General features: G+C 58.8%; 17 protein-coding genes and 2 tRNA genes. 7 read left to right on the top strand and 12 right to left on the bottom strand.

All coding sequences use genetic code 11. The features are described from left to right. Positions 1–43 precede the first annotated feature (43 nt). Positions 44–490, bottom strand: coding sequence for an azurin (azu, locus tag AC3IUE_RS02805; RefSeq protein ID WP_056746322.1), 447 nt, complete (start codon positions 488–490; stop codon positions 44–46). 342 nt (positions 491–832) lie between these two features. On the opposite strand from azu, the gene AC3IUE_RS02800 reads away from it, so the two are divergent. Both AC3IUE_RS02800 and AC3IUE_RS02795 read left to right on the top strand, forming a co-directional pair. Continuing rightward, positions 833–1,420: a cytokinin riboside 5'-monophosphate phosphoribohydrolase gene (locus AC3IUE_RS02800; protein WP_046044816.1), complete on the top strand. Its 588-nt coding sequence runs from the start codon at positions 833–835 to the stop codon at positions 1,418–1,420. A 68-nt stretch (positions 1,421–1,488) separates the two neighbouring features. Beyond that, on the top strand, positions 1,489–1,680 hold the full coding sequence (locus AC3IUE_RS02795; RefSeq protein WP_008157021.1) for a hypothetical protein: 192 nt from the start codon (positions 1,489–1,491) through the stop codon (positions 1,678–1,680). Between the two features lie 222 nt (positions 1,681–1,902). Here the strand turns inward: AC3IUE_RS02795 and AC3IUE_RS02790 are convergent, their stop codons facing one another. The 4 genes from AC3IUE_RS02790 to AC3IUE_RS02775 form a co-directional block, all read right to left on the bottom strand. Next, on the bottom strand, positions 1,903–2,793 hold the full coding sequence (locus AC3IUE_RS02790; protein ID WP_489265421.1) for a transglutaminase family protein: 891 nt from the start codon (positions 2,791–2,793) through the stop codon (positions 1,903–1,905). Next, positions 2,793–5,279 carry a circularly permuted type 2 ATP-grasp protein gene (locus AC3IUE_RS02785; RefSeq protein ID WP_489265419.1) on the bottom strand — a complete coding sequence of 829 codons (2,487 nt, stop codon included), beginning with the start codon at positions 5,277–5,279 and terminating at the stop codon, positions 2,793–2,795. Before AC3IUE_RS02785 ends, AC3IUE_RS02790 begins: the two co-directional genes overlap by 1 nt. Positions 5,280–5,367: 88 nt before the next feature. Continuing rightward, complete coding sequence (locus tag AC3IUE_RS02780) at positions 5,368–8,643, bottom strand: transglutaminase family protein (protein WP_489265417.1); 3,276 nt, start codon at positions 8,641–8,643, stop codon at positions 5,368–5,370. Positions 8,644–8,970: 327 nt separating this feature from the next. Then, on the bottom strand, positions 8,971–11,274 hold the full coding sequence (locus tag AC3IUE_RS02775) for a YgiQ family radical SAM protein (RefSeq protein WP_489265415.1): 2,304 nt from the start codon (positions 11,272–11,274) through the stop codon (positions 8,971–8,973). Between the two features lie 225 nt (positions 11,275–11,499). Between AC3IUE_RS02775 and AC3IUE_RS02770 the strand changes: the two genes are divergently transcribed. Next, complete coding sequence (locus tag AC3IUE_RS02770) at positions 11,500–15,474, top strand: dermonecrotic toxin domain-containing protein (protein WP_489265413.1); 3,975 nt, start codon at positions 11,500–11,502, stop codon at positions 15,472–15,474. Between the two features lie 31 nt (positions 15,475–15,505). Here AC3IUE_RS02770 and dnaB read toward each other — a convergent pair whose 3' ends face one another. The 7 genes from dnaB to rnr form a co-directional block, all read right to left on the bottom strand. Then, positions 15,506–16,900, bottom strand: a complete 1,395-nt coding sequence (gene dnaB, locus AC3IUE_RS02765) for a replicative DNA helicase (RefSeq protein ID WP_046044831.1) — start codon at positions 16,898–16,900, stop codon at positions 15,506–15,508. A 122-nt stretch (positions 16,901–17,022) separates the two neighbouring features. Continuing rightward, complete coding sequence (rplI, locus tag AC3IUE_RS02760; protein ID WP_003197251.1) at positions 17,023–17,469, bottom strand: 50S ribosomal protein L9; 447 nt, start codon at positions 17,467–17,469, stop codon at positions 17,023–17,025. A 19-nt stretch (positions 17,470–17,488) separates the two neighbouring features. Continuing rightward, a complete protein-coding gene (locus AC3IUE_RS02755) occupies positions 17,489–18,382 on the bottom strand; it encodes a YybS family protein (protein WP_056746335.1) in 894 nt (297 codons plus the stop codon). A 36-nt stretch (positions 18,383–18,418) separates the two neighbouring features. Continuing rightward, positions 18,419–18,649, bottom strand: coding sequence for a 30S ribosomal protein S18 (gene rpsR / locus AC3IUE_RS02750; RefSeq protein ID WP_002551829.1), 231 nt, complete (start codon positions 18,647–18,649; stop codon positions 18,419–18,421). A 28-nt stretch (positions 18,650–18,677) separates the two neighbouring features. Then, positions 18,678–19,100: a 30S ribosomal protein S6 gene (rpsF, locus tag AC3IUE_RS02745; protein ID WP_003217491.1), complete on the bottom strand. Its 423-nt coding sequence runs from the start codon at positions 19,098–19,100 to the stop codon at positions 18,678–18,680. Positions 19,101–19,414: 314 nt separating this feature from the next. After that, positions 19,415–20,182, bottom strand: a complete 768-nt coding sequence (gene rlmB / locus AC3IUE_RS02740) for a 23S rRNA (guanosine(2251)-2'-O)-methyltransferase RlmB (protein ID WP_489265407.1) — start codon at positions 20,180–20,182, stop codon at positions 19,415–19,417. Then, positions 20,179–22,809, bottom strand: coding sequence for a ribonuclease R (gene rnr, locus AC3IUE_RS02735; protein ID WP_056746341.1), 2,631 nt, complete (start codon positions 22,807–22,809; stop codon positions 20,179–20,181). The genes rlmB and rnr overlap by 4 nt, the downstream gene beginning before the upstream one ends. 227 nt (positions 22,810–23,036) lie before the next feature. Here rnr and AC3IUE_RS02730 point away from each other — a divergent pair. From AC3IUE_RS02730 to AC3IUE_RS02715, 4 genes are all read left to right on the top strand, one after another. Beyond that, a tRNA-Leu gene (locus AC3IUE_RS02730) sits at positions 23,037–23,123 on the top strand. Positions 23,124–23,289: 166 nt separating this feature from the next. Continuing rightward, positions 23,290–23,376, top strand: a tRNA-Leu gene (locus AC3IUE_RS02725). A gap of 339 nt (positions 23,377–23,715) precedes the next feature. Further along, positions 23,716–24,726, top strand: coding sequence for an iron ABC transporter substrate-binding protein (locus AC3IUE_RS02720; RefSeq protein WP_489265404.1), 1,011 nt, complete (start codon positions 23,716–23,718; stop codon positions 24,724–24,726). Further along, positions 24,726–26,291, top strand: a complete 1,566-nt coding sequence (locus AC3IUE_RS02715) for an ABC transporter permease (protein ID WP_489265402.1) — start codon at positions 24,726–24,728, stop codon at positions 26,289–26,291. The genes AC3IUE_RS02720 and AC3IUE_RS02715 overlap by 1 nt, the downstream gene beginning before the upstream one ends. The last annotated feature ends 55 nt before the right edge of the window (positions 26,292–26,346 follow it).

The raw sequence follows: 26,346 nt of genomic DNA, 5'->3' as shown, positions 1-26,346 counted from the left end.
AAAAAGCGTCCAGGTGGACGCTTTTTTTATGCGTTCGATTCGATTACTTCAGGACAACAGTGCCTTTCATCATCGAGATGTGGCCCGGGAACGAGCAGAAGAAACCGTACTTCTCGCCAGCATCGAGCTTCGACACGTCGAAGGTCACCGAGTCGGTTTCCTTGGCGCCGATGATTTTGGTGTGGGCGATGATGCGCGCGTCACCTTCCGGCAGGTAGTTCTTCTCGATGCCTGCGGCCAGGCCAGCGGTGGCGATCGGCTGCATGTCAGCGTCTTTGCTCAGCACCCAGTTATGGCCCATGACGTTTTTCGGCAGGCTACCGGAGTGGGTCAGCTCAACGGTGAACGTCTTGCAGCTCTTGTCGATGCTGATTTCCTTGGTATCGAAGGACATCTGGTCAGTCGAGTCGACAGTGACCTTGCACTCGGCAGCCATCAATTGGCTGCTGGCCAGTGTCAGCAGGGATACTGCAACAAGTTTGGCAAACATGGTGAATCTCCAAGGCAGGGTTAACAAAAGTGCGAATGGACAGAAGACTGCCTGAAAACTTCGCAAGTTCCTATGACCTGAATCAAAAATTGTATACAACTTTCGGGCTATGACACCTATCGAAACAATCTACCAACCAGACGTCTGGGGCGGCCCTATCATCAAGCCGTCATCACTCATCGGAGCGTCAGTCATGTCCCTTAACAGCCTGTTGCGCAGTTTGCTCGCCGCCTACGCCTGTGGCGCCAGCGGAACCTGTGAAACACCTGAACGCGAAGTGTAGACCTTGGAACGCCGCGTGCCTGCCTTTACTCTGTGGCCATCCTGACCATGGAGTAAGGCATGTCTTTAGCGTCCGTTTGTGTATTTTGCGGTGCCAGCACTGGCACCAACCCGGCTTATCGTGAAGCGGCTGTCGCCTTGGGGCGAGCATTGGCCGAGCGTAAGCTGACTCTGGTCTATGGCGGCGGTGCCGTCGGGCTGATGGGAATCGTCGCCGATGCTGCACTGGCGGCCGGCGGTGAAGTGATCGGGATCATCCCGCAAAGCCTCAAAGACAAGGAAATCGGTCACAGCGGCCTGACTCGTCTGGAAGTGGTCGACGGCATGCATGCGCGCAAGGCGCGGATGGCCGAGCTCAGTGACGCCTTTATCGCCCTGCCCGGCGGCCTGGGCACACTTGAAGAACTGTTCGAAGTCTGGACCTGGGGCCAGCTCGGCTACCACGGCAAACCGCTGGGGCTGCTGGAAGTGAACGGTTTCTACAGCAAATTGACGTCTTTTCTCGATCATATCGTCGGCGAAGGCTTCGTTCGCGAACCGCACCGTGACATGCTGCAAGTGAGCGAATCGCCGCAAACCTTGCTCGATGCACTGGACGCCTGGCAACCCTCGGTACTGCCAAAATGGGCCGAGCAAAAACCCAGCTAACGGCTGGGCATCGATACAGGGCAGAATACGCGCCGCTCAACCTCACCTTCGACCCCAGAGGATCGCCCATGGCTAAACCCAATTATTCCTTCGCCAAACGTCAGAGAGACTTGGCCAAGGAGCAGAAGAAAGAGGAAAAGCTTCAGCGCAAGAAAGCTACAGCTGAAGAAGAAGCCGCCGCACTGAACCCGGATGCAGAAGGTGAAGTGGCCGCAGAAGATGCTGTTGAAGCACCGAAAGATCAGGCGCCCGACGCCTGAGACCCTCAGGGCCCGATGATCTGATCAGGCCCACCGGATCTGTGTCCAGGGTCAGCAGTCACTTTGCTGACCCTCACAGTCCCCTCTGAAATACCCTTATCTAAAGAACGCACACAGTCCCTTGTAGGAGTGAGCCTGCTCGCGATAGCGGTGGCACATTCAGCATTTATTTTTCTGACACACCGCTATCGCGAGCAGGCTCACTCCTACAGTGGATCTTTGTTAATCGAGTGGCATTACGGTGACGCGGACTTCCGGGTCGTGGTTGCCGCCCCCAAGAATCACCCCACGCAACGGCGAGACATCGGAAAAATCCCGGCCCCAGGCCAGGGTGATATGTTCCAGCGCCGGCTGTACGTTGTTGGTCGGGTCGAAATCCACCCAACCGAGCACCGGGCAAAACACTGAAACCCAGGCATGTGAAGCATCGGCGCCGATCAGTCGCGGCTGGCCCGGTGGTGGCTGGGTCAGCAAGTAGCCACTGATGTACCGCGCCGCCAACCCACGGGAGCGCACACACGCGAGCATCAGGTGAGCGAAGTCCTGACAAACACCGCGCCGGCGCTCCAGCACTTCCACCAACGGCGTCGCCACTTGGGTCGCTTCTGCGTCGAAGGTGAATTCGCTGAAGATCTTCTCCATCAGCGCCTGAACACCCAGCAACAGTGGCCGCCCCGGTGGAAAGCAGCTTTCGGAAAACTCGACGAAGTTGCGCTTCAAATGCACGTAGGGCGATTCGAACCGGTAACGACACGCTTCCAGCAATTCGGGGGAAAGCGGCTGACTGCTGTAGGTCAGCGCGTTGCGGGTTTCTTCCCACGCGGGGGATTGATTGAAATCCAGCGCAGGCCGGGCCAGCACTTCGACGGTGAGCCGGGCATTGACCAGCAATTCATCGTGCGGCCGCTCGAACGCCAACCGGGTCAGCGGATTGCCGAACACGTCCAGCTCATCGCGGCGGGTCGTCGGGGCGGGACTGATTTGCAATTGCTGCTCGGTGCAACGCTGCCAGGCACACGCCCGCGGCCATAGGTGCGCGAGCTGCTGAGCCAGAGAGACCGGGCTGTCGTAGTGATAATGGGTGTCGTGGAGAATCTGGTAATGGGCGCTCATCAGACGGACACCGTGCGCTGGCTGACGTCATCGACGTGGGCGAAATGGCGCAAGGCCAGACGATCCGACACTTGCCCGCTGGCGTCGGCGATCTCTTGCAACAGGTCGGCCAGCCCCTCAATGGCCGCCCGAACGCTGGCTTCGCCGAACAGCGAGTTCTCCAGGCATCCCAGATCGAACTGCGCCAAGCGTTCCACCAACTGCGGTAACCCTGCTTCGCGAGGCACGCCGAAGTCGTCATTCAAGCGTTTCAAGGTACGCGTCACCAGTCTCAACTGAAACAGCACGGCGTGGGGGTTCTGCTCGTCGAGCAGCAACAGGTCGAGCACCGGGATCAGTTGCGCCACCGCCAGATACCGCGAACGGTAAGTGATGCTGCTGTTGCCCAGTTCCAGCAGCCATTCCAGGCCGGCCTGATCGAAAGCGCCGGCACCGCGCAGAAACGCCGCCAGGCTGGCGCTGAGAAACTGCAGTCGTTCGATCCGGCGACCGATCATCAGGAAGCGCCAGCCTTCGTCCCGGGTCATGTCATCGAGGGCGAAACCGGATAATGCCGCCAGGGACATCACCAGACGGTTGAGGAAATCCAGCAATTCGCCGAAATCCGGCTCTTCGGCTTCCAGCTCCATGGCTTCACGCTGCAGCTCCACCAGCGCTTGCCAGTTTTCCCGCGAGAGCTTGCCGCGCACCTGCGAGGCCGCCCACTGCAAACGTTGCAGGTTGGAGCGCAGGCTGAACGACCAGTCGTCGCCGAGCAACGCCGCCATTAAACGCTCCGGCAACTCGCCTTCATCGGGCAACAACATCAACCGCTCACCCAGATCGACCGCCGCCTCCAGGGCTTGCGGGTCATCGCCATCGACATACCGCGCCAGCATGATTCGCAGCAGCCGCGCGCTGTCATCGCAGCGCTCGCAATAACGGCCGAACCAGAACAGGTTTTCCACCACCCGCGACGGCAGATACGGATCGCGTCTTACCAGGTCGTGCACACCGATCGTGCGCTGGGTTTTCCATTGTTCGCCACTCGGCGGGCGATCGCCCAACACCCAGGTGTCTTTGCTCGCGCCACCGCGCTGCATGGACACCACTTCGGCGTCAGCCTCGGCGGCAACCCGTGTAAGGCCGCCGGGCAGAACCCGATAGCCCTCACGGCTGGCCACTGCGTACACGCGCATGCCAATAGCCCGAGGTTGCAGATGACCGTCTTCTGCCTGCCAGATCGGGGCTTGAGAGAGCTGAGCCAATTCTTGCGCGACATAGGCGTAAGGCCGGGCCTGCATGCGCTCGGCCAGTTCCTGACGCTGTTTTTCACTCAAATCGCGCCCAAATACCGGAGTGAAGCTCTGTGACGGGAAAGCCGGTTTGATCAGCAACTCCGGCAATTTTTCCAGGGCCTGAGCCAGCACCGGTGCTTCACCGCACCACCAGGTCGCGATGGAGGGCAGGATCAGTTCTTCGCCGAACAGGAATTGATTGATCTTCGGCAGGAAGCCCAGCAATCCCGGCGACTCCAGCACACCGCTGCCGAGGGCATTGGCCACCAGCACTCGCCCTCGACGTACCGCTTCCAGCAACCCCGGCACGCCAAGGGCCGAGTCGGTGCGCAGCTCCAGCGGATCACAGAAGTCATCGTCGAGCCGTCGCATGATCGCGTGGACCCGGCGCAGTCCGCTCAAGGTTTTCAGGTAGACCGTGGCATCCCGGACGGTCAGGTCGCCGCCCTCTACCAGCGGATAGCCGAGCTGACGCGCCAGATACAGATGTTCGAAATAACTTTCGTTGAAACGTCCCGGTGTGAGCAGCACGATCAGCGGCGCTTCGTCATCGCTCGGCGCCTGACGGGCCAGGGTTTCCTGAAGCGTGCGGAAGAACCCGGCCAAGTGCTGCACTTTCAAATCGCGGTACAGCTCGGGAAAGGCCCGGGACACGATGGTGCGGTTTTCCAGGGCGTAACCGGCACCGGATGGCGCTTGCGTCCGGTCTGCCGTGACCCACCAGCGACCGTCGGGCGTACGTGCCAGATCTACGGCGTACAGATGCAGAAAAGCACCGTCGGGCGGCGTGATGCCCTGACAGGGCCAGAGGAAATTGTTGTGACCGAAAACCAGCTCAGCAGGCAGAAGGCCCTCGGCGATCAAGCGTTGCGGGCCGTACAGATCTGCGAGCACAGCATTGAGCAAGCGTGCCCGCTGGGCAATCCCGGCTGATAGCTGCTGCCATTCATCCGCCGCAATCACATGCGGTAGCAGATCGAGCTCCCACGGCCGATCGGCACCCTTGGGGTCGGCGTAGACGTTGTACGTCACGCCGTTTTCCTGGATCTGCCGGGTCAGCAGCGCCTGACGCTGCACCAATTGCGTTGGTGTGCTGCGTTGCAATTGGTCGAACAACCGACGCCAATGCGGGCGCACGGCGCCGCTGTCGTCGAGCAGTTCATGATAAGTGCCCGCCGTCAGCGGGTAGCGGTCAAGCAGGTCAGGCATGGAAAGCTCGGCAGACAGCAAAGAACGGTCAGACTAACGCAGGCTCATGACGCTCGGATATACGAAAAGTCCGAGCGTCGCGTACGGTTTAGAAGCGTCGTAAATCGAGAGTCATCGGTAGCTCGTCGTTCACTTCCATATTGGGTATAGGAAGTTTCCCCGGCGTATGTCCGATGCGGAAGAAACGCGCCATCCGCCGGCTCTCGGCCTCATTGGCGTTCACCGGCAAGCTGTCGTAGTTGCGCCCGCCCGGGTGGGCGACGTGGTACTGACAGCCACCCAGCGAACGCTGCATCCAGGTGTCGAGCAAGTCGAACACCAACGGCGCGTGGACCGGGATGGTCGGCTGCAGGCAGTTGGCCGGTTGCCAGGCGCGGAAGCGCACACCGGCCACAAATTCGCCGACCCGCCCGGTGGGTTGCAATGGCACCGGGATGCCATTGCAGGTCAGAAGATAACGCTGCGGCGGCAGGCCCGTGAGTTTGACCTGCAAGCGCTCCAGCGACGAATCCACATAACGCACCGTGCCGCCGACTGCGCCCTCTTCGCCCAGTACATGCCAGGGCTCCAGCGCCTGACGCAATTCCAGTTCGATGCCACTGACCGCGTAATCGCCGACCTTGGGGAAACGGAACTCCAGATGCGCCGCGAACCACTCCGCACGCACAGGATAACCGGCGGCATTGAGGTCGACGATGACGTCGGCGAAATCCTGTTCGATGAAGTGCGGCAACAGGAAACGGTCGTGCAATTCGGTGCCCCAGCGCGCCAGTTTCGGCGGCGCATAAGGCTCGCGCCAGAACCGCGCGACCAGCGCCCGCAGCAACAACTGCTGAGCCAGGCTCATGCGCGCATGGGGCGGCATTTCGAAGGCGCGCAATTCGAGCAATCCAAGGCGACCGGTAGCACCGTCCGGTGAATACAGCTTGTCGATGCAAAACTCGGCACGATGAGTGTTACCGGTCACGTCGATCAGCAGGTTGCGCAGCAGCCGATCCACCAGCCACGGTGCGCACTCCTCGCCCGGCTCAGGCATCTGGGCGAAGGCGATTTCCAGTTCATACAACGCATCATTACGCGCTTCATCAACCCGTGGCGCCTGAGACGTCGGGCCGATGAACAATCCGGAAAACAGGTAGGACAAGGACGGGTGGTTATGCCAGTAGCTGATCAGGCTGCGCAGCAGATCGGGGCGGCGTAGAAACGGTGAGTCCGCCGGTGTCGCGCCGCCCAGTACGAAATGGTTACCGCCGCCGGTGCCGGTGTGCCGGCCGTCGATCATGAATTTCTCGGTGGTCAGTCGGGTCTGGCGTGCCTCTTCGTAAAGAAATTCGGTGCGCTCGACCAATTCATCCCACGTGGCAGACGGCTGCACGTTGACCTCGATCACCCCCGGATCGGGCGTGATACGGAAGTTGCTCAGCCGCGGATCGCCCGGCGGCTCATAGCCTTCCAGTAACACCGGGCAATGCAATTCCTCGGCGGTCGCTTCGATGGCGCTGACCAGTTCCAGATAATCCTCGACCCGTTCCAGCGGCGGCATGAACAGGTACAACCGCCCTTCTCGCGCCTCCGCACAGAACGCCGTGCGGGTCAGCCAGTCGGCGGATTCGTCGATCTTCGGCTCACGCTCTTCAGCAACGGCAGCGGCACCTTGGCTCTGAAGTTGTGCAGTATCGGGCAGTGCAGGGAAATCCTGATTCGGGTCCACAGGATGAATGAACGGGTACTCCGCCGCTTTCACCCAAGGCTGCGAGCCGAGCGGTAAGCGATAGCCCAGCGGCGAATCCCCTGGCACCAACCGACAATGCTCATCGCGCAGATACCAGCGACCGCTCTGCCATTGATCGCCCTTGGCGGTGCGCGCCAGCGGCAGGACCTGACCGATAACCTTGTCCAGCCCTTGGCTGAAGACTTTGCGCAGACGTGCACGCTCCAGAGGCTCTTCAAGACGCGAGTCTTCGGCGCTGACGTTCTGCGGCAAAGTGCCTTCGCGCCAGAGGTAATAGAAATTGTCTTCGTAGGCGGGAAATACAAAACGCGTAGGAATTTTCAGGCGTTCGGCGACACTCGCCAGAAAGCGTCCGGCCAGCTCGCCATTGGCACCGTAGTCTTGCTGCTCATCGGCAATCAACGCGCTGTTGTGCCAGATCGGTACATCGTCGCGGCGCCAGTAGCAGTTCAGCGACCAGCGCGGCAATTGCTCGCCGGGGTACCATTTGCCTTGACCGAAATGCACCAGACCTTGGGGCGCGTAGTGCTTGCGCATGCGCTGGAACAGTTCGGCGGACAGACGCCGCTTGTCTGGCCCCAGTGCCGCCGTGTTCCACTCGGCACCGTCCGGGTCATCGATGGAAACAAACGTCGGTTCGCCGCCCATGGTCAGGCGTACGTCACCCTCCAGCAGGTCGGCATCGATCTGCCGACCCAACGCCTGGATCGCCAGCCATTGCTCTTCGGTGTAGGGCTTCGTTACCCGTGGCGCTTCCCAAATCCTCTCCACCGACATTTCGTGGGTGAATTCGCACTCGCACGGTTCAACCAAGCCACTGATCGGTGCCGCAGAGCCCGGATCGGGGCTACAGGCCAACGGAATGTGTCCTTCACCGGCAAACAGCCCTGACGTTGCGTCCAGGCCGATCCAGCCGGCACCGGGCAAATAGACCTCACACCAGGCGTGCAGGTCGGTGAAGTCCACGTCAGTGCCCGACGGGCCGTCGAGGCTTTTGACGTCGGCGGTCAGTTGAATCAGGTAGCCGGAGACGAAACGCGCCGCCAGACCGAGGTTGCGCAACAGCTGCACCAGCAACCACGCAGAGTCGCGGCAGGAACCGGAGGCATGTTCCAAGGTGTGTTCGGGCGTTTGCACGCCCGGTTCCATGCGGATCAGGTAGCCAATGTCTTCGCTCAGGCGCTGATTGAGCGCGACGAGGAAATCGACGCTAGGCAGTGGCGTGCGGTCGATGCCATCCAGATACGCCTTGAACTTCGGCGTCAGGGGCAAGGTTTCCAGGTACGGCGCCAGTTCCTTGCGCTCATCCGCGGCGTAGGCGAAAGGGATCTTTTCCGCGTAGGGCTCAAGGAAGAAGTCGAACGGATTGAAGACCGCCATCTCCGCCAGCAAATCGACTTCGATCCGCAGCTCATCGGTTTTTTCCGGGAACACCAACCGCGCCAGGTAATTGCCCTGGGGGTCTTGCTGCCAGTTGATGAAGTGTTGCTCGGGCGACACTTTCAGCGCGTAGGACAGTATCCGCGTGCGACTGTGGGCAGCCGGGCGCAGGCGAACGATCTGCGGACCGAGCTCGACGGCGCGGTCGTAGCGGTAATGCGTGACGTGGTGCAATGCGACATGAATCGACACGGCGTGCCTCCTGCGAGCCTTAAGCGTATTGGAAAGCGCGCAAGACTTATGCCATCCAGCAGCGCTGGCGCTTTCTCCGGTTGCTTGAGGCAGTACAGCACCAAAATCGGGCGATGCGGGAATTTGGTTTGAGAGGATTGCACGCAAATGTGGCGAGACACCTACGATCGTTCCCACGCTCTGCGTGGGAATGCAGCCCGTGACGCTCCGCGTCACTGGACGCGGAGCGTCCCTAGAGGCATTACCACGCAGAGCGTGGGAACGATCAGTGCCTGGAATGCAAAACGCCAACCCGAAGGTTGGCGTTCTGTTCAGCTCAAACGTGGCTTAGCGCGGTACAACCGGCTTGCGCGCAGGCTTCGGTCCTTTGCCTTTGGCCGCGTCCTTACGATCCTTGGCCGCCTGCTGGTTGCGGGCGAATGCCGCTGCCTTGGCCTGTTCACGCTTGTCCCACGGGTTACCGCCATCGCTGGCGCGCGGTGGCAAGCCGGTGTGCTGGGTCAGGATCTTGGTGGTCTTTTCCCCTGCCACTTTATGGCTGCCGGCCGGTGTCGAGTTCTTGCGACGGGCGCTCTGGTAGCTGTCGGTCGCCGGCTGGTGCAGCGGGATCAACTGGTTCTTGCCCGGCCCGATCAGGTCGGCGCGGCCCATGCGGGTCAGCGCTTCACGCAGCATCGGCCAGCCTTTCGGGTCGTGATAACGCAAGAACGCCTTGTGCAGACGACGCTGCTCTTCGCTCTTGACGATGGTCACGGCGTCGCTCTTGTAAGTCACCTTACGCAGCGGGTTCTTGCCCGAGTGGTACATCGCGGTGGCGGTGGCCATCGGCGACGGATAGAACGCTTGCACCTGGTCGGCACGGAAGCCGTTGCCCTTGAGCCACAAGGCCAGGTTCATCATGTCTTCGTCAGTTGTGCCCGGGTGAGCGGCGATGAAGTACGGAATCAGGTACTGCTCTTTCCCGGCTTCCTTGGAGTACTTCTCGAACATGCGCTTGAACTTGTCATAGCTGCCGATGCCCGGTTTCATCATCTGATTGAGCGGACCTTCCTCGGTGTGTTCCGGGGCGATCTTCAGGTAACCACCAACGTGGTGGGTCACCAGCTCTTTGACGTATTCCGGCGACTCGACCGCGAGGTCGTAGCGCAGGCCGGAAGCGATCAGGATCTTCTTCACACCCGGCAAGGCACGGGCGCTGCGATACAGCTGGATCAGCGACGAGTGATCGGTGTTCAGGTTCGGGCAAATGCCCGGGAACACGCACGAAGGCTTGCGGCACGCGGATTCGATTTCCGGGGTCTTGCAGGCGATGCGGTACATGTTCGCGGTCGGGCCGCCGAGGTCGGAAATGACGCCGGTGAAGCCTGGAACCTTGTCGCGGATCTCTTCGATTTCGCGAATGATCGACTCTTCGGAACGGTTCTGGATGATCCGGCCTTCGTGCTCGGTGATCGAGCAGAAGGTGCAGCCGCCGAAGCAGCCACGCATGATGTTCACCGAGAAGCGGATCATGTCGTAGGCAGGGATCTTTTCCTTGCCGTACGCCGGGTGCGGAATGCGCGCATAGGGCATGCCGAACACGTAGTCCATTTCTTCGGTGGTCATCGGAATCGGAGGCGGGTTGAACCAGACGTCGACTTCGCCGTGCTTCTGCACCAGCGCACGGGCGTTACCCGGGTTGGTTTCCAGGTGAAGCACGCGGTTGGCGTGAGCATAAAGAACCGCGTCACCGCGGACTTTCTCAACCGAAGGCAGACGAATCACGGTCTTGTCGCGAGTCATCTTCGGACTGGCCAGAATCTGCACGACCTTCGCTTCACTCGGGTCTTCAACCGGGCCTTTTTCCTGCTCGATCGCGCAGGCCTGGGTGTCCTGGGTGTTCACGTACGGGTTGATGATCTTGTCGACCTTGCCCGGGCGGTCGATGCGCGTGGAATCGACTTCGTACCAGTCTTTCGGCGTGTCGCGACGGATGAACGCGGTGCCGCGCACATCGGTGATGTCTTCGATCTTGTGACCGTAGGACAGACGCTGGGCGACTTCGACGATCGCACGCTCGGCGTTGCCGTAGAGCAGGATGTCGGCGCAGGCGTCGATCAGGATCGAGTTGCGAACCCGGTCCTGCCAGTAATCGTAGTGGGCGATGCGACGCAGGGACGCTTCAATGCCACCGAGAACGATCGGCACGTTCTTGTAGGCTTCCTTGCAGCGCTGGCTGTAAACCAGGCTCGCGCGGTCCGGACGTTTGCCCGCCATGCCGCCGGGAGTGTAGGCGTCATCGGAGCGGATTTTTTTGTCGGCGGTGTAGCGGTTGATCATCGAGTCCATGTTGCCGGCCGCGACGCCGAAGAACAGGTTCGGCTCGCCGAGCTTCATGAAGTCGTCTTTGGACTGCCAGTCCGGCTGGGCAATGATCCCGACGCGGAAGCCTTGCGACTCCAGCAGCCGGCCGATGATTGCCATGCCGAACGACGGATGGTCAACGTACGCATCACCGGTGACGATGATGATGTCGCATGAATCCCAGCCAAGCTGATCCATCTCCTCCCTGCTCATCGGCAGGAATGGCGCTGGACCGAAGCATTCGGCCCAGTACTTGGGATAGTCAAATAACGGCTTGGCTGTTTGCATGACGATGACCGGTGTTGAGATGAAAAATCGCGGGGGCGGAATATAGCACAAAAAATAACCAATTCCGACAATTGCGGTCGGCTTTTACCATCAGGTCTGCCCCTGACCGATACATCACATTTCGCTGAGCACATGTCACTACATAGATATTCTTCAAGAAAAAATCCCGTGGGTAGTCTGGCGCTTCAACTACCAGGCTGGCTTATCCAGAGCCACGGAGCGCCCTTGAACGATTCGACTTTACTCAACACAGCCCCCGCACCTACCCCGCCGCCCCTATCTGCTCATGCAAGCTTCATCCAGAGCAAGCTGCCTGACTGGCTAGTCGAGGGATCACCTGAACAGCGCAAAACATTTCGCGCCTGCCTGCTCAAAAGCAATGCAGCCCGGCAGGCGTTGGCCCCCGTCTTCGAAGATCTGAAAAACCCCTTGAACTTTGCCCGAACCTTGTTGAGCGAAAAGCTCACAGGACACTTGGGATCGCTGGACGCTGAAAAATCCACACTGCTACGCGAGTGGAAGCACTCCCACCTCTTGGGGCTGATCAAAACACACCATAAAACCACCGAACAAACGCTTGTAGACGCCGCCCTGCAGAACTTCGAATCTTCCGAAGCTCTGAACGGTGGTTTTGAAGCGGGATCGGCCATTTATGTGTCCGGGTACGACGAAAAGAAAAAAAGCGCTGTCAGCCCAGAGCACTTCGCCAGGGTTTGTCGCGAGCTGGACATCGGCATGCAGTACCAGAGACACATCAGCGAAATACTGGAACCTTCTGCGACTGCGGGAACAACCGCCACTCGCTCGGCAAACCAGATAAAAGCCCTGATCAGGAACGACGATCAAAATACCTTTGAGGCGGCGATCCACATCGCCCTGATGAAGAAATCCATCAGCGCAGATCTTTGCGCGCTATTACTCGAATTGAGTCCCGTCGGCAGTCATAAGGACTTGATCTGTTCACACCTGACCCTCGACGGCACAGCCCTGCCAGGCATCCTGCTGTTTCGGGACAAATGGCCTCAGATTAAACACGTCCTTTACATTCCCGATGATCCCGATGACGCGATCAAACGATATGACTCGTATGGCGATCTTCAAACAGCCCTGGCAATCAAACTGGAGGCGCCCTCTTACCGGAAGTTCTTCAATCGCTTCATTCCGTTTGAGCGCCAGGGAACGCCGCTGACTACAGGCACTTTGTGGTCAGGCGCAAACCGCCTTGGTAATCCGTCTTTTGCCAAACCCTTGGTGCGTGTGGATATTGCCGGTGACTTCTATGAAACGGCCTTCAGGCAACGCATTGCCCACCTGAAAGCTGATGCTCGTGTGCTGTCGGTCCCCACGGCAGATGCCAACACCGCCGGCAGCTTGAAAAAACGTCAGGAGCTCGAGGCAGCAGGAGAGTCGCTGTTATTTTTCGCCGCGTCCTTCATACCGATCATCGGTGAAGTGATGTTGGCGGTAACAGCCTTGCAGTTACTCAACTCGGTCTATCACGGCGTTGCCGCCTGGAGTCGTGGCGATACCGACGAAGCACTGAATGATCTGCTGGATGTCGCAGACGCCGCTACCCTGGGCATCCTCACGGCCGGTGCAATCAAAACCACCGGGCTCGCCACCAACTTGGTAAGAATCAGGTTGCGCAACAATAGCGAACGACTCTGGCACCCCGATCTGACGCCCTATCGTCAGGCACTTCAACTACCTGAGAATATCCACCCCAACGCTCAAGGGTTGTATAACCACAACGCAAAAACCTATGTAGCACTGGAAGACCATTTCTATGAAGTAAAGGTCGACATCGCCACCCGGCAGTGGGAGCTGCAACACCCTTCTGACCCAAACGGGTATGCCCCACAGATGTTACAAAACGATGCCGCCGGATGGCGCCATCTGCACGAGAACCCAAGCACTTGGGATGGGTTGAAACTGATCAGGCGCCTTGGCACTGTCGCACGCAATATCCGCCAAGAAGCCGTCGAGCCCATTCTGCTGGTCAGCGGATTAGACAGATTGGCTCTCATTGAACTTCATCTAAGCGCACAACGTCCGCCGGCCCTGCTGACCGATGTATTGAAGCGCTTTGATTTGAGGCAGGAAATAAAAGATTTCAAGATAGAACGTAGCAAAGGAAATAAAACCGGCCCTTATTCACCGTACATCTTGCTGCACCTGCTCACCACACTGGGCGGCTGGCCAACCACTCGACGCCTGACCGTCGTCGATGGGGCTGAAACGCTCTTTTCTTTTGGTGACTCCGCCAACACAACACAGCCCGAACTTAGATTGACCTACGCCCAACTCAGAAATGGAGAGCTAATAGACACCGTAGTCGAGAAGCTGAGAACGGATGAGTTCAATGAACTGTTCAACGGGCTGGCGCCGTCCACTGCCACTAACGCAGAGCGCCTGGCGCAGCGTCTCGAGACCCATCTTGCGGCAACAAAAGACCTGCTGTTCCCACAGATTTATGCGCTGACCGAACAACCGGAAACCGTAATACAGGAACACATTCGCACGAAGAACCCAACGCTTCCAAAAAGCTATCTGCAGCAGTTGACGCTCAGCATCAGTCCACAGGAAGAACAGCAAATCGTGCGGGAAAAACAGTTGCTGCCACTCATGGAAAAGGAAGCAGCCGAGTACTCCAGAGAAATTGAAACAGTACGTATTTATGAGGGTCTTTATCTTGATTCCGCTCGCCCTCCTGACACAGACCAACTCATCCTCACGAGCCTTGAGCAATTGCCCAGCTGGGCCGACTCAGTGCGTATCGAAATGCGCGATGGAACCCTCAACGGCACATTGCTGAGCAGCGTCGGCAGTGTCACAGCCGTTCATCGCAGAGTTCTGGTTCGAGAGGGCGTGCTGTACAGGGCTTACGATGCTGCGGGAAATCCGCTTGATGGACCGGCCGACCTCTACAACTCGATCAAAGCGGTCCTACCCGAAACTGAACGCCTGGCCTCGAGCAGAGATGACGACCGATGGTCTGACCGTGTGAAGAGCGCGCTCAACAACGTCATAGAACGTCTGCACAAACAACCTCTGGCTATTCGGGAAGGTACTGCGTCACGGGCTACCGAGCCCGTAAACCCGGGCTTCCCCCTTGACACCCATTTTGCCCGACAAGAAACACCGACGAACCTGTCGCTACGCGCAGACGGAGTCTATGAACAGCCCCCCCTACAAGGTGGCATGTACAAATACTACGTGCTGGAAAACCGCCAGTACTATCAGGTGCAGTACGCCAAACCGGGTTGGCAAGTCATTGATGCGCGCAGCCCCTATCGAGCGTACAAGCCCTACGTACGACAAAAGGTTGGGGGCGGCTGGGAGATCGATTCCGATATGGGACTACCGGGCGGTACACCGGGCGTTGGCTCGTCAAGACACCTTGATATCCCGGAGGAGACAAGCGGCAGCTATTACAGCACCACCGAATACATCATGCCTGTGCCATTCACTGCCGCCGAACGTGACCACATGTCCAGCATCAGATCCTTTCAACAGGCCCCCAACACTCTCGGTGGCTATGATCGCGCCAACAACGGCCGCTACCCTATCAGGGACCTGCAAGGGCAGCCGTTGCGTATCAAAAAAATTCAGCAACAGGCCAAATCTGCTTATGGCGGCACCCGCTATGGGGCCGCAGCAGTCAAACCTTACATTCAATGGGAAAGCTTCGAAGGTGTTGCCAACCTGTACGAAGAAAAATTGGCGCTACGCAAATTCACCACAGCCGACTGCAAGGCGCCCGAAGAAAGAACTTTGATCGGGCAAGACATGGTGAGCAGCAAAAAGCCGCTGGCTAAAGGGGAGATTCTTGGGGTCTATGGCGGAGGATTGATACCCGGTTATGTCGGTGTTGCCAGAAAGGACCCGTTCCTCATCGACGTACTGCCTGGAAAGCTGTTCACCCACACCAAGCGTCATAACGTTCTGTTGTCGGGAGACAACGTACTGTCCCGAATGAATACCATCTTTGAGTACAAGCAGGGCAAACCGGCACGACAGGCAGCAACGGGTTACAACGTCGAAGCCGTGTCGTTTGACGTGGAGGTTCAAGCCCAAGGCGGGCGTAAGGAAAACTACCTGCTGCATGCGTTCTTTGCCATCGACGACATTCCCGTCGACAACGAACTGCGCTGGAACTATGGCTACACCGAGCCAGCGATCAGAGCCCTGTTCCCCTGAAACAAGGTCATCAACCGTCGGCACACCAGTGTTATTCGTCGTCGAAGTTATAGCTGCCCGGCGCCAGGTTTTCGAAGCGGGTGTACTTACCGATGAACGCCAGTCGCGACGTACCGATCGGGCCGTTCCGCTGCTTGCCGATGATGATCTCGGCGATGCCTTTGTGCTCGGTTTCCGGGTGATACACCTCGTCCCGGTACACGAACATGATCACGTCGGCATCCTGCTCGATCGCTCCGGATTCCCGGAGGTCGGAGTTGATCGGGCGTTTGTTCGGTCGTTGCTCCAGGGAGCGGTTGAGCTGGGACAACGCCACCACCGGGCAGTTGAATTCCTTGGCCAGGGCTTTCAAGGAACGGGAGATCTCGGAAATCTCGTTGGTCCGGTTGTCACCGCTGGAACCTGGAATCTGCATCAATTGCAGGTAGTCGATCATGATCAGGGCGACGTCACCGTGCTCACGCACCAATCGGCGGGTCCGTGCGCGCATTTCCGAGGGGCTGATACCGGCCGTATCGTCAATGAACAGCTTGCGATCGTTGAGCAAGTTGACCGCCGATGTCAGGCGCGGCCAATCGTCGTCTTCCAGGCGACCGGCACGAACCTTGGTCTGATCGATCCGGCCGAGGGACGACAACATACGCATGATCAGCGATTCGCCTGGCATCTCCAGCGAGTAAACCAATACGCATTTGTCGCTGCGCAGCACGGCGTTTTCCACCAGGTTCATCGCAAAGGTGGTTTTACCCATGGATGGACGGCCGGCGACGATGATCAGGTCAGACGGTTGCAGGCCGCTGGTCATACCGTCGAGATCGGTGTAACCGGTGGACAGGCCGGTAATGGCATTGTCGGTGTTGAACAAGGTGTCGATGCGGTCGATGGCCTTGGTCAGCAGGTCGTTCACGCTCACCGGGCCGCCAGTTTTTGGCCGGGCCTCAGCGATCTGGAAGATCTGCCGTTCAGCTTCGTCGAGGATCTCTTCCGCGGAGCGACCTTCCGGATTGAAGGCGCTGTCAGCGATTTCGGTGGCGATGCCGATCAACTGTCGCAACGTTGCCCGTGCACGAACGATCTGCGCATAGGCCTTGATGTTGGCGACGGACGGCGTGTTTTTTGCCAGTTCGCCCAGGTATCCGAGGCCGCCGACTTGCGAAGTCTGGCCTTCCTTGTCCAATTGCTCGGCAAGGGTCACGACGTCGATCGGCGAGTTCTGGTCGGCGAGCTTGGCGATCGCGCGGAAGATCAGGCGGTGGTCATGTCGATAGAAATCGCCGTCCGACACCTGATCAAGCACGCGTTCCCAGGCGTTGTTGTCCAGCATCAAACCACCGAGCACGGCCTGTTCGGCCTCGATGGAATGCGGCGGCACCTTCAGGGCAGCGGTTTGCAGATCGTATTGCTCGGGTGCGGAGATATCGTTCATGGCCACTTGAATTGAGTGTGTGAAAATCAGGAACTGCAGAAAGACAAAGGGCACGACCTGTAAACAGGATCGTGCCCGATGTTACCGGCAAGCACCCGAGGGTGCCAGCCGACAAGTGCTGCTTAAGCTGCTACCACGACAACGCGTACGGTGGCTTCAACTTCGGCGTGCAGGTGCACGGCTACGTCGAATTCGCCTACGTTGCGGATAGTGCCGTTCGGCAGACGAACTTCGCTTTTTGCAACTTCAACGCCAGAGGCGGTCAGTGCATCAGCGATGTCGTGAGTACCGATCGAACCGAACAGCTTGCCTTCGTCGCCAGCGGTGGCAGTGATAGTCACTTCCAGCTCAGCCAGTTGGGCAGCGCGGCTTTCAGCCGAAGTTTTACGATCTGCTGCGGCTTTTTCCAGCTCAGCGCGACGCTCTTCGAACGCAGCCAGGTTGGCAGCGGTCGCAGCGGTAGCTTTGCCGTAAGGCAGCAGGTAGTTACGACCGTAACCAGCCTTAACGTTCACTTTGTCACCCAGGTTGCCCAGGTTGGTGACTTTTTCCAGAAGGATCAGTTGCATGTGAAAATCCTCTTAACTTTTAACCTTCACCGTTCGCGCTATCGACGTCTTTCGGCGTCGAACGACCGCGAAAATCAATCAGGCTGTCGACGATGGCCAAGACCACCAGCAACGGATAGATCAGCTGCATGAACAGCAACAGCGTGACGTACAACCCCACCAGCCAGAATCTGGCCAGTCGCTTTTGCGCCACCAGCCCGTGAATCAGGGCCAGCCCGGCGAACACCAGCGGTACACTGCACAACGGCGTCAACATGGCCATCTGCGGACCGATGTTCGGTCCCAGAAGCATGAACGCCAGCAGTAACATCGCCAGCCCCAGCGGGAATCGGATGGCGCGAAACTCGCGACCAAAACCACCCGGGTTGTACAACAACGCCTGCCAGTAGCGCCCGACAAGCAGGCTCAGCACACTGACGATTTGCAACAAGGCCGCAATCAGGCCGGTCAGGACCGGTGCGATCAGGGACGCAAAATGCGCTTGCTCGTCTACCGACAACTTCTGGTAGACATCACCGAGTAGCGACGGCATGACTTTTATCAAAGCCTGCGCCAGCATCTCGATTTGGGGACCAAAAGCCGTCCCCAGCACCACTGAAAACACCACTCCCATCGCTATGCTGACCAGCAGCACGCGGTTCCAGGATTCGCTTGCGCGTAAAACCAACGCAAGGCTCCAAGACCCCAGCAGCACCAGAAGTGCCCGTGGGTCATCGGAGTAAAGCCACCAGATCAACGCCGGCAGCAGTCCCAGAGCAAGAACGCCCAGGGCGTCCTTCAATCCGCGCCGCAGGAGCACAAGGCAACCAGCGGCAGCACCCAACCAATACAACAACGGCAATGTTGCGCATCCAGCCACTACGAGAGTGGCCTGCATACGGCCGCGCATGATGAACTCAGCTATGGCACGCATGCTTTCAATCCTTTGCTACGTGTCGACTGCCCGGTCTCAGCGGCCGTGGCTGTCGGTGTAGGCCAGCAGGGCCAGGAAGCGGGCGCGCTTGATAGCGGTGGCCAGCTGACGCTGATAACGTGCTTTGGTACCGGTGATGCGGCTTGGAACGATTTTGCCGGTCTCGGATACATAAGCTTTCAGAGTGTTGAGATCTTTGTAATCGATCTCTTTCACGTCTTCAGCGGTGAAGCGGCAGAATTTACGACGACGGAAGAAACGTGCCATGTAATAGGCTCCTCAAAAGGTCCGTGGATTACTCGTCAGCGTTATCGCTGTTGTCGCTGTCATCACTATCAGCGCTTTCAGCGCCTTCGTGCTCAGGACGGTCGCGACGCTCACGGCGCTCACTGCGGTTTTCTTCAGCCTTGAGCATCTCGGATTGGCCGGTAACGGCTTCTTCGCGACGGATGACCAGGTTACGGATCACTGCATCGTTGTAGCGGAAGTTGTCTTCCAGCTCGGCCAGGGCCTTGCCAGTGCACTCAACGTTCAGCATCACGTAGTGAGCCTTGTGAACATTGTTGATTGCGTAGGCCAGTTGACGACGGCCCCAATCTTCCAGACGGTGGATTTTGCCGCCGTCTTCTTCGATCAGCTTGGTGTAACGCTCTACCATGCCGCCGACTTGCTCGCTTTGATCCGGGTGGACCAAAAAGATGATTTCGTAATGACGCATGAATGCTCCTTACGGGTTGTAGCCTGCCGCTCAAAAGCGGTCAGACAAGGAGTGAATGACACTTATGGACTTGCTTGCGATAGACACATGCGTGCCTGCCGTCACAGCAAGGGGCGCAATTGTAGAGAAGGGACAGAAGAGGTGCAAGGCAATTGGTGATTATTTGAACAGTTCGTTCACCCACCAATTTTTGCTTCACCACAAACCACTGTGGGAGCGAGCCTGCTCGCGAAGGGGATACAACATTCAACATTGATGCTGAATGTTACTCCGCTATCGCGAGCAGGCTCGCTCCCACAGGGACTACAACTGGATCAGGGCTTTTTGCCGGTTCCGGCAGCCTTGACGCCGCGCTGGCGCAGGGCCTCGAACAGGCACACGCCGGTCGCCACGGATACGTTGAGACTGCTGACACTGCCGGCCATCGGCAGGCGCACCAGGTAGTCGCAAAGATCGCGAGTCAGGCGACGCATGCCGCTGCCTTCAGCACCCATGATCAGGATGGTCGGGCCGGTCATGTCTTGCTGATACAGACTCTGTTCAGCCTCGCCAGCCGTACCGACAACCCACAAGCCACGCTGCTTGAGCTTTTCCAGGGTACGCGCCAGATTGGTCACCGCAACCAACGGAATCACTTCCGCCGCGCCACAGGCGACTTTACGTACCGTCGGGGTCAACGTCGCTGACTTGTCCTTCGGAACGATCACAGCGAGCGCACCGGCCGCATCAGCCGAACGCAGGCAAGCGCCGAGGTTGTGCGGATCAGTCACGCCGTCGAGCACCAGCAACAGCGGCGCGCCTTCGGTGCGATCGAGCAGTTCGTCGAGCATCGCCTCGCCCCAGACCTGGCTCGGACTCACGTCCGCCACCACGCCCTGGTGCACACCATCAACCCAGGCATCCAGCTCACGGCGTTCGGCGTTGCCGACGGCCACGCGATTTTCGTTCGCCAGCTCGATCAGCGTCTGAACACGCGGATCACTGCGGCCTTCGGCCAGCCAGATCTGCTTGACGCGTTTTGGGTGGTGACGCAGCAACGCTTCTACAGCGTGCACGCCGTAGATCTTTTCCAACTGACTCATGACTTGGCCTTCGGTTTACGCGCCCCGCCGCTTTTGGCGGCTGGAGCAGAACCCGCTTTTGGCGGGCCTTTACGGTGTTTGCTCGGTTTGGCTGGCTTGCCGCCGGGAGCCTTGTCAGGCGCCGACCGTCCGGTCTTTCCCCCAGACGCCGCTTTACCGCCGCTTTTCGCTTCAGACAGCAACGCCTGCTTCATCTCACGGCTTTTGCGCAGTTCGGCATTTTTCGCCGCCGCATCGCTCGGGCGATAGGCCTCGACAGCCTTTTCCTTGGCAGGACGACGACCGGTTTTCGCCGGGGCCGGCTCTGCAGCCGTTTTGGAAGCGGGTGCAGCGGTTTCAGTCCCGCGCTTCTTGCGACCAATCGGCGCGCTGATGGTTTTTTCAGCCATCTCGAAGTCGATCTTGCGCTCGTCGAGGTCGACGCGCATGACGCGCACTTCAACGGTATCGCCAAGACGGAAGCTGCGACCGGTACGCTCACCGGCCAGGCGGTGGTGCACAGGATCGAAGTGGTAGTAATCACCCGGCAGCGCGGTGACGTGCACCAAGCCTTCGACGTAAATATCGGTCAGCTCGACGAACAGACCAAAACCAGTCACGGCAGTGATCACACCCGGGAACGACTCACCCACACGGTCTTTCATGAACTCGCACTTGAGCCAGTTCACGACGTCGCGGGTCGCTTCGTCGGCACGGCGCTCGCTCATCGAGCACTGCTCGCCGAGCTGCTCCAGGATCGCTTCGTCATACGGATAGATGCGCGCCTTCGGAATGGTCATCGCGCCAGCACGGCGAACGTGCGGGGTGTCCATTTTCGAATGGATGACGCTGCGAATCGCCCGGTGCGTGAGCAAGTCCGGGTAGCGGCGGATCGGCGAGGTGAAGTGGGTATAGGCTTCGTAATTCAGGCCGAAGTGGCCCTGGTTATCGGCGCTATACACCGCCTGACTCAACGAACGCAGCATGACGGTCTGGATCAGATGGAAATCCGGACGGTCCTTGATGCTCGCCAGCAATGCCTGGTAGTCCTTCGGCGACGGGCCGTCCTTGCCTTTGTGCAGGGACAGGCCGAGCTCGCCAAGGAAGGCGCGCAGTTTTTCCAGACGCTCCGGTGGCGGGCCATCGTGGACGCGATACAGCGCAGGGATTTCGTGTTTTTTCAGGAATTCCGCGGTGGCCACGTTGGCCGCCAGCATGCATTCCTCGATCAGCTTGTGCGCATCGTTACGCACAGTCGGACGGATCTCGGCAATCTTGCGCTCGGTCCCGAAGATGATCCGGGTTTCCTGCGTTTCGAAATCGATCGCGCCACGCACGTGACGAGCGGCCAGCAGCACTTTGTACAGAGCGTAAAGCTGCTTGAGGTGCGGCAGAACGTCGTTGTACTCGCCACGGAGCTGACGCGCCTCAGTGAGTTTCGGCGTTTCCAGCATCGAGCTGACTTTGTTGTAGGTCAGGCGAGCATGGGAGTGAATCACCGCTTCGTAGAAGCAGTAGTCGGTCATTTCGCCGGATTTGGAGATAGTCATCTCGCAAACCATGGCCAGACGATCGACGTGCGGGTTCAGCGAGCACAGGCCGTTGGACAGCTGCTCAGGCAGCATCGGCACGACGCGCTCGGGGAAATACACCGAGTTGCCGCGAACCTGGGACTCGTTGTCCAGCGCCGAACCGATTTTCACGTAGCTGGAAACGTCGGCAATCGCCACGTACAACTTCCAGCCGCCGGAGAACAGGCGCAGCTTGCCCGGCTTGGCTTCGCAGTAAACCGCATCATCGAAGTCACGCGCATCTTCGCCGTCGATGGTGACGAACGGCAGATGGCGCAGGTCGATGCGCTTCTCTTTGTCTTTCTCTTCGACTTCCGGCTTGAGCTTGGCGGCTTCTTTCAGCACAGCCTCAGGCCAGACGTGAGGAATATCGTAGGTGCGCAGGGCGACATCGATTTCCATGCCCGGCGCCATGTAGTTGCCCACGACTTCGACCACGTCGCCTTGCGGCTGGAAGCGTGGCGTCGGCCAGTGAGTGATCTTCACTTCGACGAACTGACCGATCTGGGCGTTGGCGTTACGGCCCGGCGTGACCAGCACTTCTTGCTGGATCTTCGGATTGTCCGCAACGACGAAACCAATACCGCCCTCTTCGAAGTAACGGCCAACGATGGTCTCGTGGGCACGAGATACCACTTCGACGATCATGCCTTCGCGGCGACCGCGACGGTCGAGGCCGGAAACACGGGCCAAAGCACGGTCGCCATCGAACACCAGACGCATTTGCGCCGGGCTCATGAACAGGTCGTCACTGCCGTCGTCCGGGACCAGGAAGCCGAAGCCGTCACGGTGACCGCTGATGCGGCCCAGGATCAGGTCGAGCTTGTCCACCGGCGCATAGGTGCCGCGACGGGTATAGATGAGTTGAGCGTCGCGCTCCATGGCGCGCAGGCGGCGGCGCAGGGCTTCGATCTGGTCTTCTGTGGTCAGACCAAACTCTTCGACCAGTTGCTCACGGTTAGCAGGCGAACCCCGATCAGCAAGGTGCTGAAGGATCAGTTCGCGGCTAGGAATAGGGTTTTCATATTTTTCCGCTTCACGAGCGGCCTCGGGATCGAGGGACTGCCAATCGGCCATTAGAGAGTTTTCACCTTGTCTATATGCGGGTTAGTTTGGCATAGGCGTAATGAAACGGGAAATTTCAGGCTATGACAGCCCATCTAAAGCCCTTTATCGACAGCGCGAAGCTGAATTAAATGCCATTGGTAAAATATTCCAGGTTTTTTTCGACCTCAGGGGTTTACAGTTAAAAAGACGCTCCGTATAGTGCGCGCCATCGACGACGCAGACGCATTGCCGATAATGCCCAGATGGTGAAATTGGTAGACACGCCAGCTTCAGGTGCTGGTGACCGCAAGGTCGTGGAAGTTCGAGTCTTCTTCTGGGCACCAATTTCGAGCTTGAGATTAGTTCAATTTCAAGGCTCACACAAAAACCCGCGAAAGCGGGTTTTTTGCATTCTAAGCCTCTGATTTATTAAAACTAAATCAGGGGTTTACAGATCAAAAAGCTCTCCGTATAGTGCGCCACATCAACAGCGGCAACGCTGAAGATTATGCCCAGATGGTGAAATTGGTAGACACGCCAGCTTCAGGTGCTGGTGACCGCAAGGTCGTGGAAGTTCGAGTCTTCTTCTGGGCACCAATTCAAATTCAAGGTCACGATCTTGAATTTCACAGAAACCCGCGAAAGCGGGTTTTTGCGTTTCTGGCTTTCTAAAAATCAACACATTCCCTGTAGCAGCTGGCGAAGCCTGCGTTCGGCTGCGAAGCAGTCGTGAATTCAGCGATGCGGTGTTTCAGGAAGACCGTGGACTTAGGTTTTACGACTACTGCGCAGCCGAACGCAGGCTCCGCCAGCTGCTACAAGTGCTACACCAACCGCTTTAACAAAGCCTTGCCAGCCCCGCAAGGCGCACTTGAGAAACAATATCGTTTATCATTGTTGCAAGTTTTTGCAATGCGACAGTGAGGAACCTTGCGAATGATGTTTCGAAATACCCTGCGCCGCGGCCTGACCATCACCCTGCTCGGCCTGGCACTCGCCACTCCCCTCGCCCAAGCCGCCGAACCGGTTTCCCTGACACTCTATAACGGTCAACACAAAGAAGTCGGCGACGCTATCGCCAAAGCCTTCGAAGCCAAGACCGGGATTCACGTCAATGTGCGCAAAGGCAGCAGCAACCAGCTCGCCAGCCAGGTCGTCGAAGAAGGCGATCGCTCCCCTGCCGACGTGATCTACACCGAAGAATCGCCACCACTGAACAAACTCGGCGAACAAGGCCTGCTGGCACAGACCGATGCCGCCACCCTGGCCGTTCTGCCCAAAGACTACGTCGCCGGCAATGGCACCTGGATCGGCATCACCGCACGAGTCCGCGTCGTCGCCTACAACCCCAAGCTGATTGACGAAAAAGATCTGCCCAAGTCGGTCATGGGGTTCTCCGATCCGAAATGGCAAGGCAAGGTCGGCTTCGTGCCTACCAGCGGCGCCTTCCAGGAACAGGCCGTGGCAATCATCAAAGTGCACGGCATGGACGCGGCCGAAGAATGGCTGACCGGTTTGCGTGCTTTCGGCAAGACTTACAGCAACAACATGGTTGCACTGAAGGCGGTGGAAAACGGCGAAGTCGCTACCGTGCTGGTGAACAACTATTACTGGTTTGCCTTGCAGCGTGAAAAAGGTCAGCTCGATTCGAAACTGCATTATTTCACTGGCGGCGACGTCGGCGGGCTGATCACTGTTTCCAGTGCGGCCGTACTGAAATCCAGCAAGCATCCAAAAGAAGCCCAGCAATTTCTCGCCTACATGGCCAGCGAAGAAGGTCAGCGCGTGATCACCCAGACCACCGCCGAATACCCGCTGCACAAAGGCATGGAATCGGATCGCGGGCTCAAGCCGTTCAGCGAACTTGAGGCACCGAAGGTCACGCCAGCCGATCTTGGCAATGCCGAAGAAGCCCTGGACCTGGAACGTGACGTTGGCTTGAACTGATGAGCGCATCGTTATCCGCCCCCGTCGCGCGCGGGGGTTACGTGCCACGGCGCAAGCGGCCATCGATCTGGCTGTTGCTACCGGTTTTGCTGCTGGTGGTGCTCAGCCTGTTGCCACTGGCGGATGTCGGACTCAAGACCTGGCAGGCCGGCTGGGCCGAGGCGCTGCACTTGTTGTGGCGCCCTTATGTGTTTGGCCTGCTGCGCAACACCCTGGCGCTGATGGTCGGTGTGACGCTCGCCTGTGGCGTGATCGGTCTGTCGCTGGCCTGGCTGCTTGAGCGCAGCAACTTGCCGGGGCGGCGCTTGTGGGGCGTGATTCTGTGCCTGCCGTTCGCGGTACCGGCATTTGTCAGCAGCTTTACCTGGGTATCGCTGAGCGCTCATTTCGAAGGCTTGGGCGGGGCGATCCTGGTGATGACCCTGTCCAAGTACCCGCTGATCTTTCTGCCGGTCGCGGCGACCCTGCGCAATCTCGACCCCTCCCTCGAAGAATCCGCCCGCACACTGGGGCAGAATCGCTGGGGCGTGTTTTTCAGAATTACCCTGCCGCTGCTCTGGCCGTCACTGCTCGCCGGCTCACTGCTGATCGCCCTGCACATGCTGGTGGAATTCGGTGCGCTGTCGATCATTGGACTGCAAACCTTTACCACCGCGATCTATCAACAGTTCGAACTGGAATTCAGTAACGCGAATGCGGCGATGCTTTCTGCCGTGTTGCTAGCGCTGTGTCTGATGCTGCTGTGGCTGGAGCTGCGCGTACGCGGCAAGGGCCGACACGTGCGTACCGGTCAGGGCGCGGCTCGGCATGCGGAACAGGTTCGGCTGGGGCCCTGGGCTGCTGCCGGACAACTTTATTGCCTGGCGCTGGCGATCATCGGCAGCGGTATTCCGCTCGGGATGCTGGTGTACTGGCTGGCAGTGGGTTCGTCGGCGGCGTTCCCGGTAGCTGCGATCAGCGAGGCGCTGTTGTCGTCTTTGGCGCTGTCGCTGGGCGGCGCGGCGCTGTGCCTGGTGCTGGCAGTGCCGGTGGGGTTGCTGGTGGTGCGCTACAAAGGCCAATTGGCAATCTGGGCCGAGCGCTTGCCGTATCTGCTGCATGCGCTGCCAGGACTGGTGATCGCGCTGACGCTGGTGTACTTCGCCCTGCACTATGTGCCGGCGCTGTACCAGACTTCGGCATTGTTGCTGATTGCTTATGCGCTGTTGTTTCTGCCGCTGGCGCAGGCACCGATTCGCACGGCGCTGAACAAGGCTGCGCCGCAACTGGAAGAGGCTGCACGCACGCTGGGAGCGTCGTCCTTCAGTGCGTTTTGTCGGGTGACGTTGCCGATTATCTTCCCGGCGCTAGGCGCGGCGTTTGCGCTGGTGTTTCTGGATGCGATGAAGGAACTGACGGCGACGCTGCTGCTGAGCCCGACCGGGCTCAATACGCTGGCGACGGAAGTCTGGGCACATACCGCGAATGTGGAGTTTGCGGCGGCGGCGCCTTATGCGGCGTTGTTGATATTGGTGTCGGGGTTGCCGGTCTATTTGCTTACGACTCGGATGTATCTGAGCCGCTGACATTGCCTTCGCGAGCAGGCTCGCTCCCACATTTTGATTGGAGGTGTTCACAAAT

The organism is Pseudomonas sp. GL_093, from assembly GCF_057837605.1.
The sequence above is the reverse complement of the archived record's forward strand: the minus strand, read 5'-3'. Positions and strand labels throughout refer to the sequence as shown.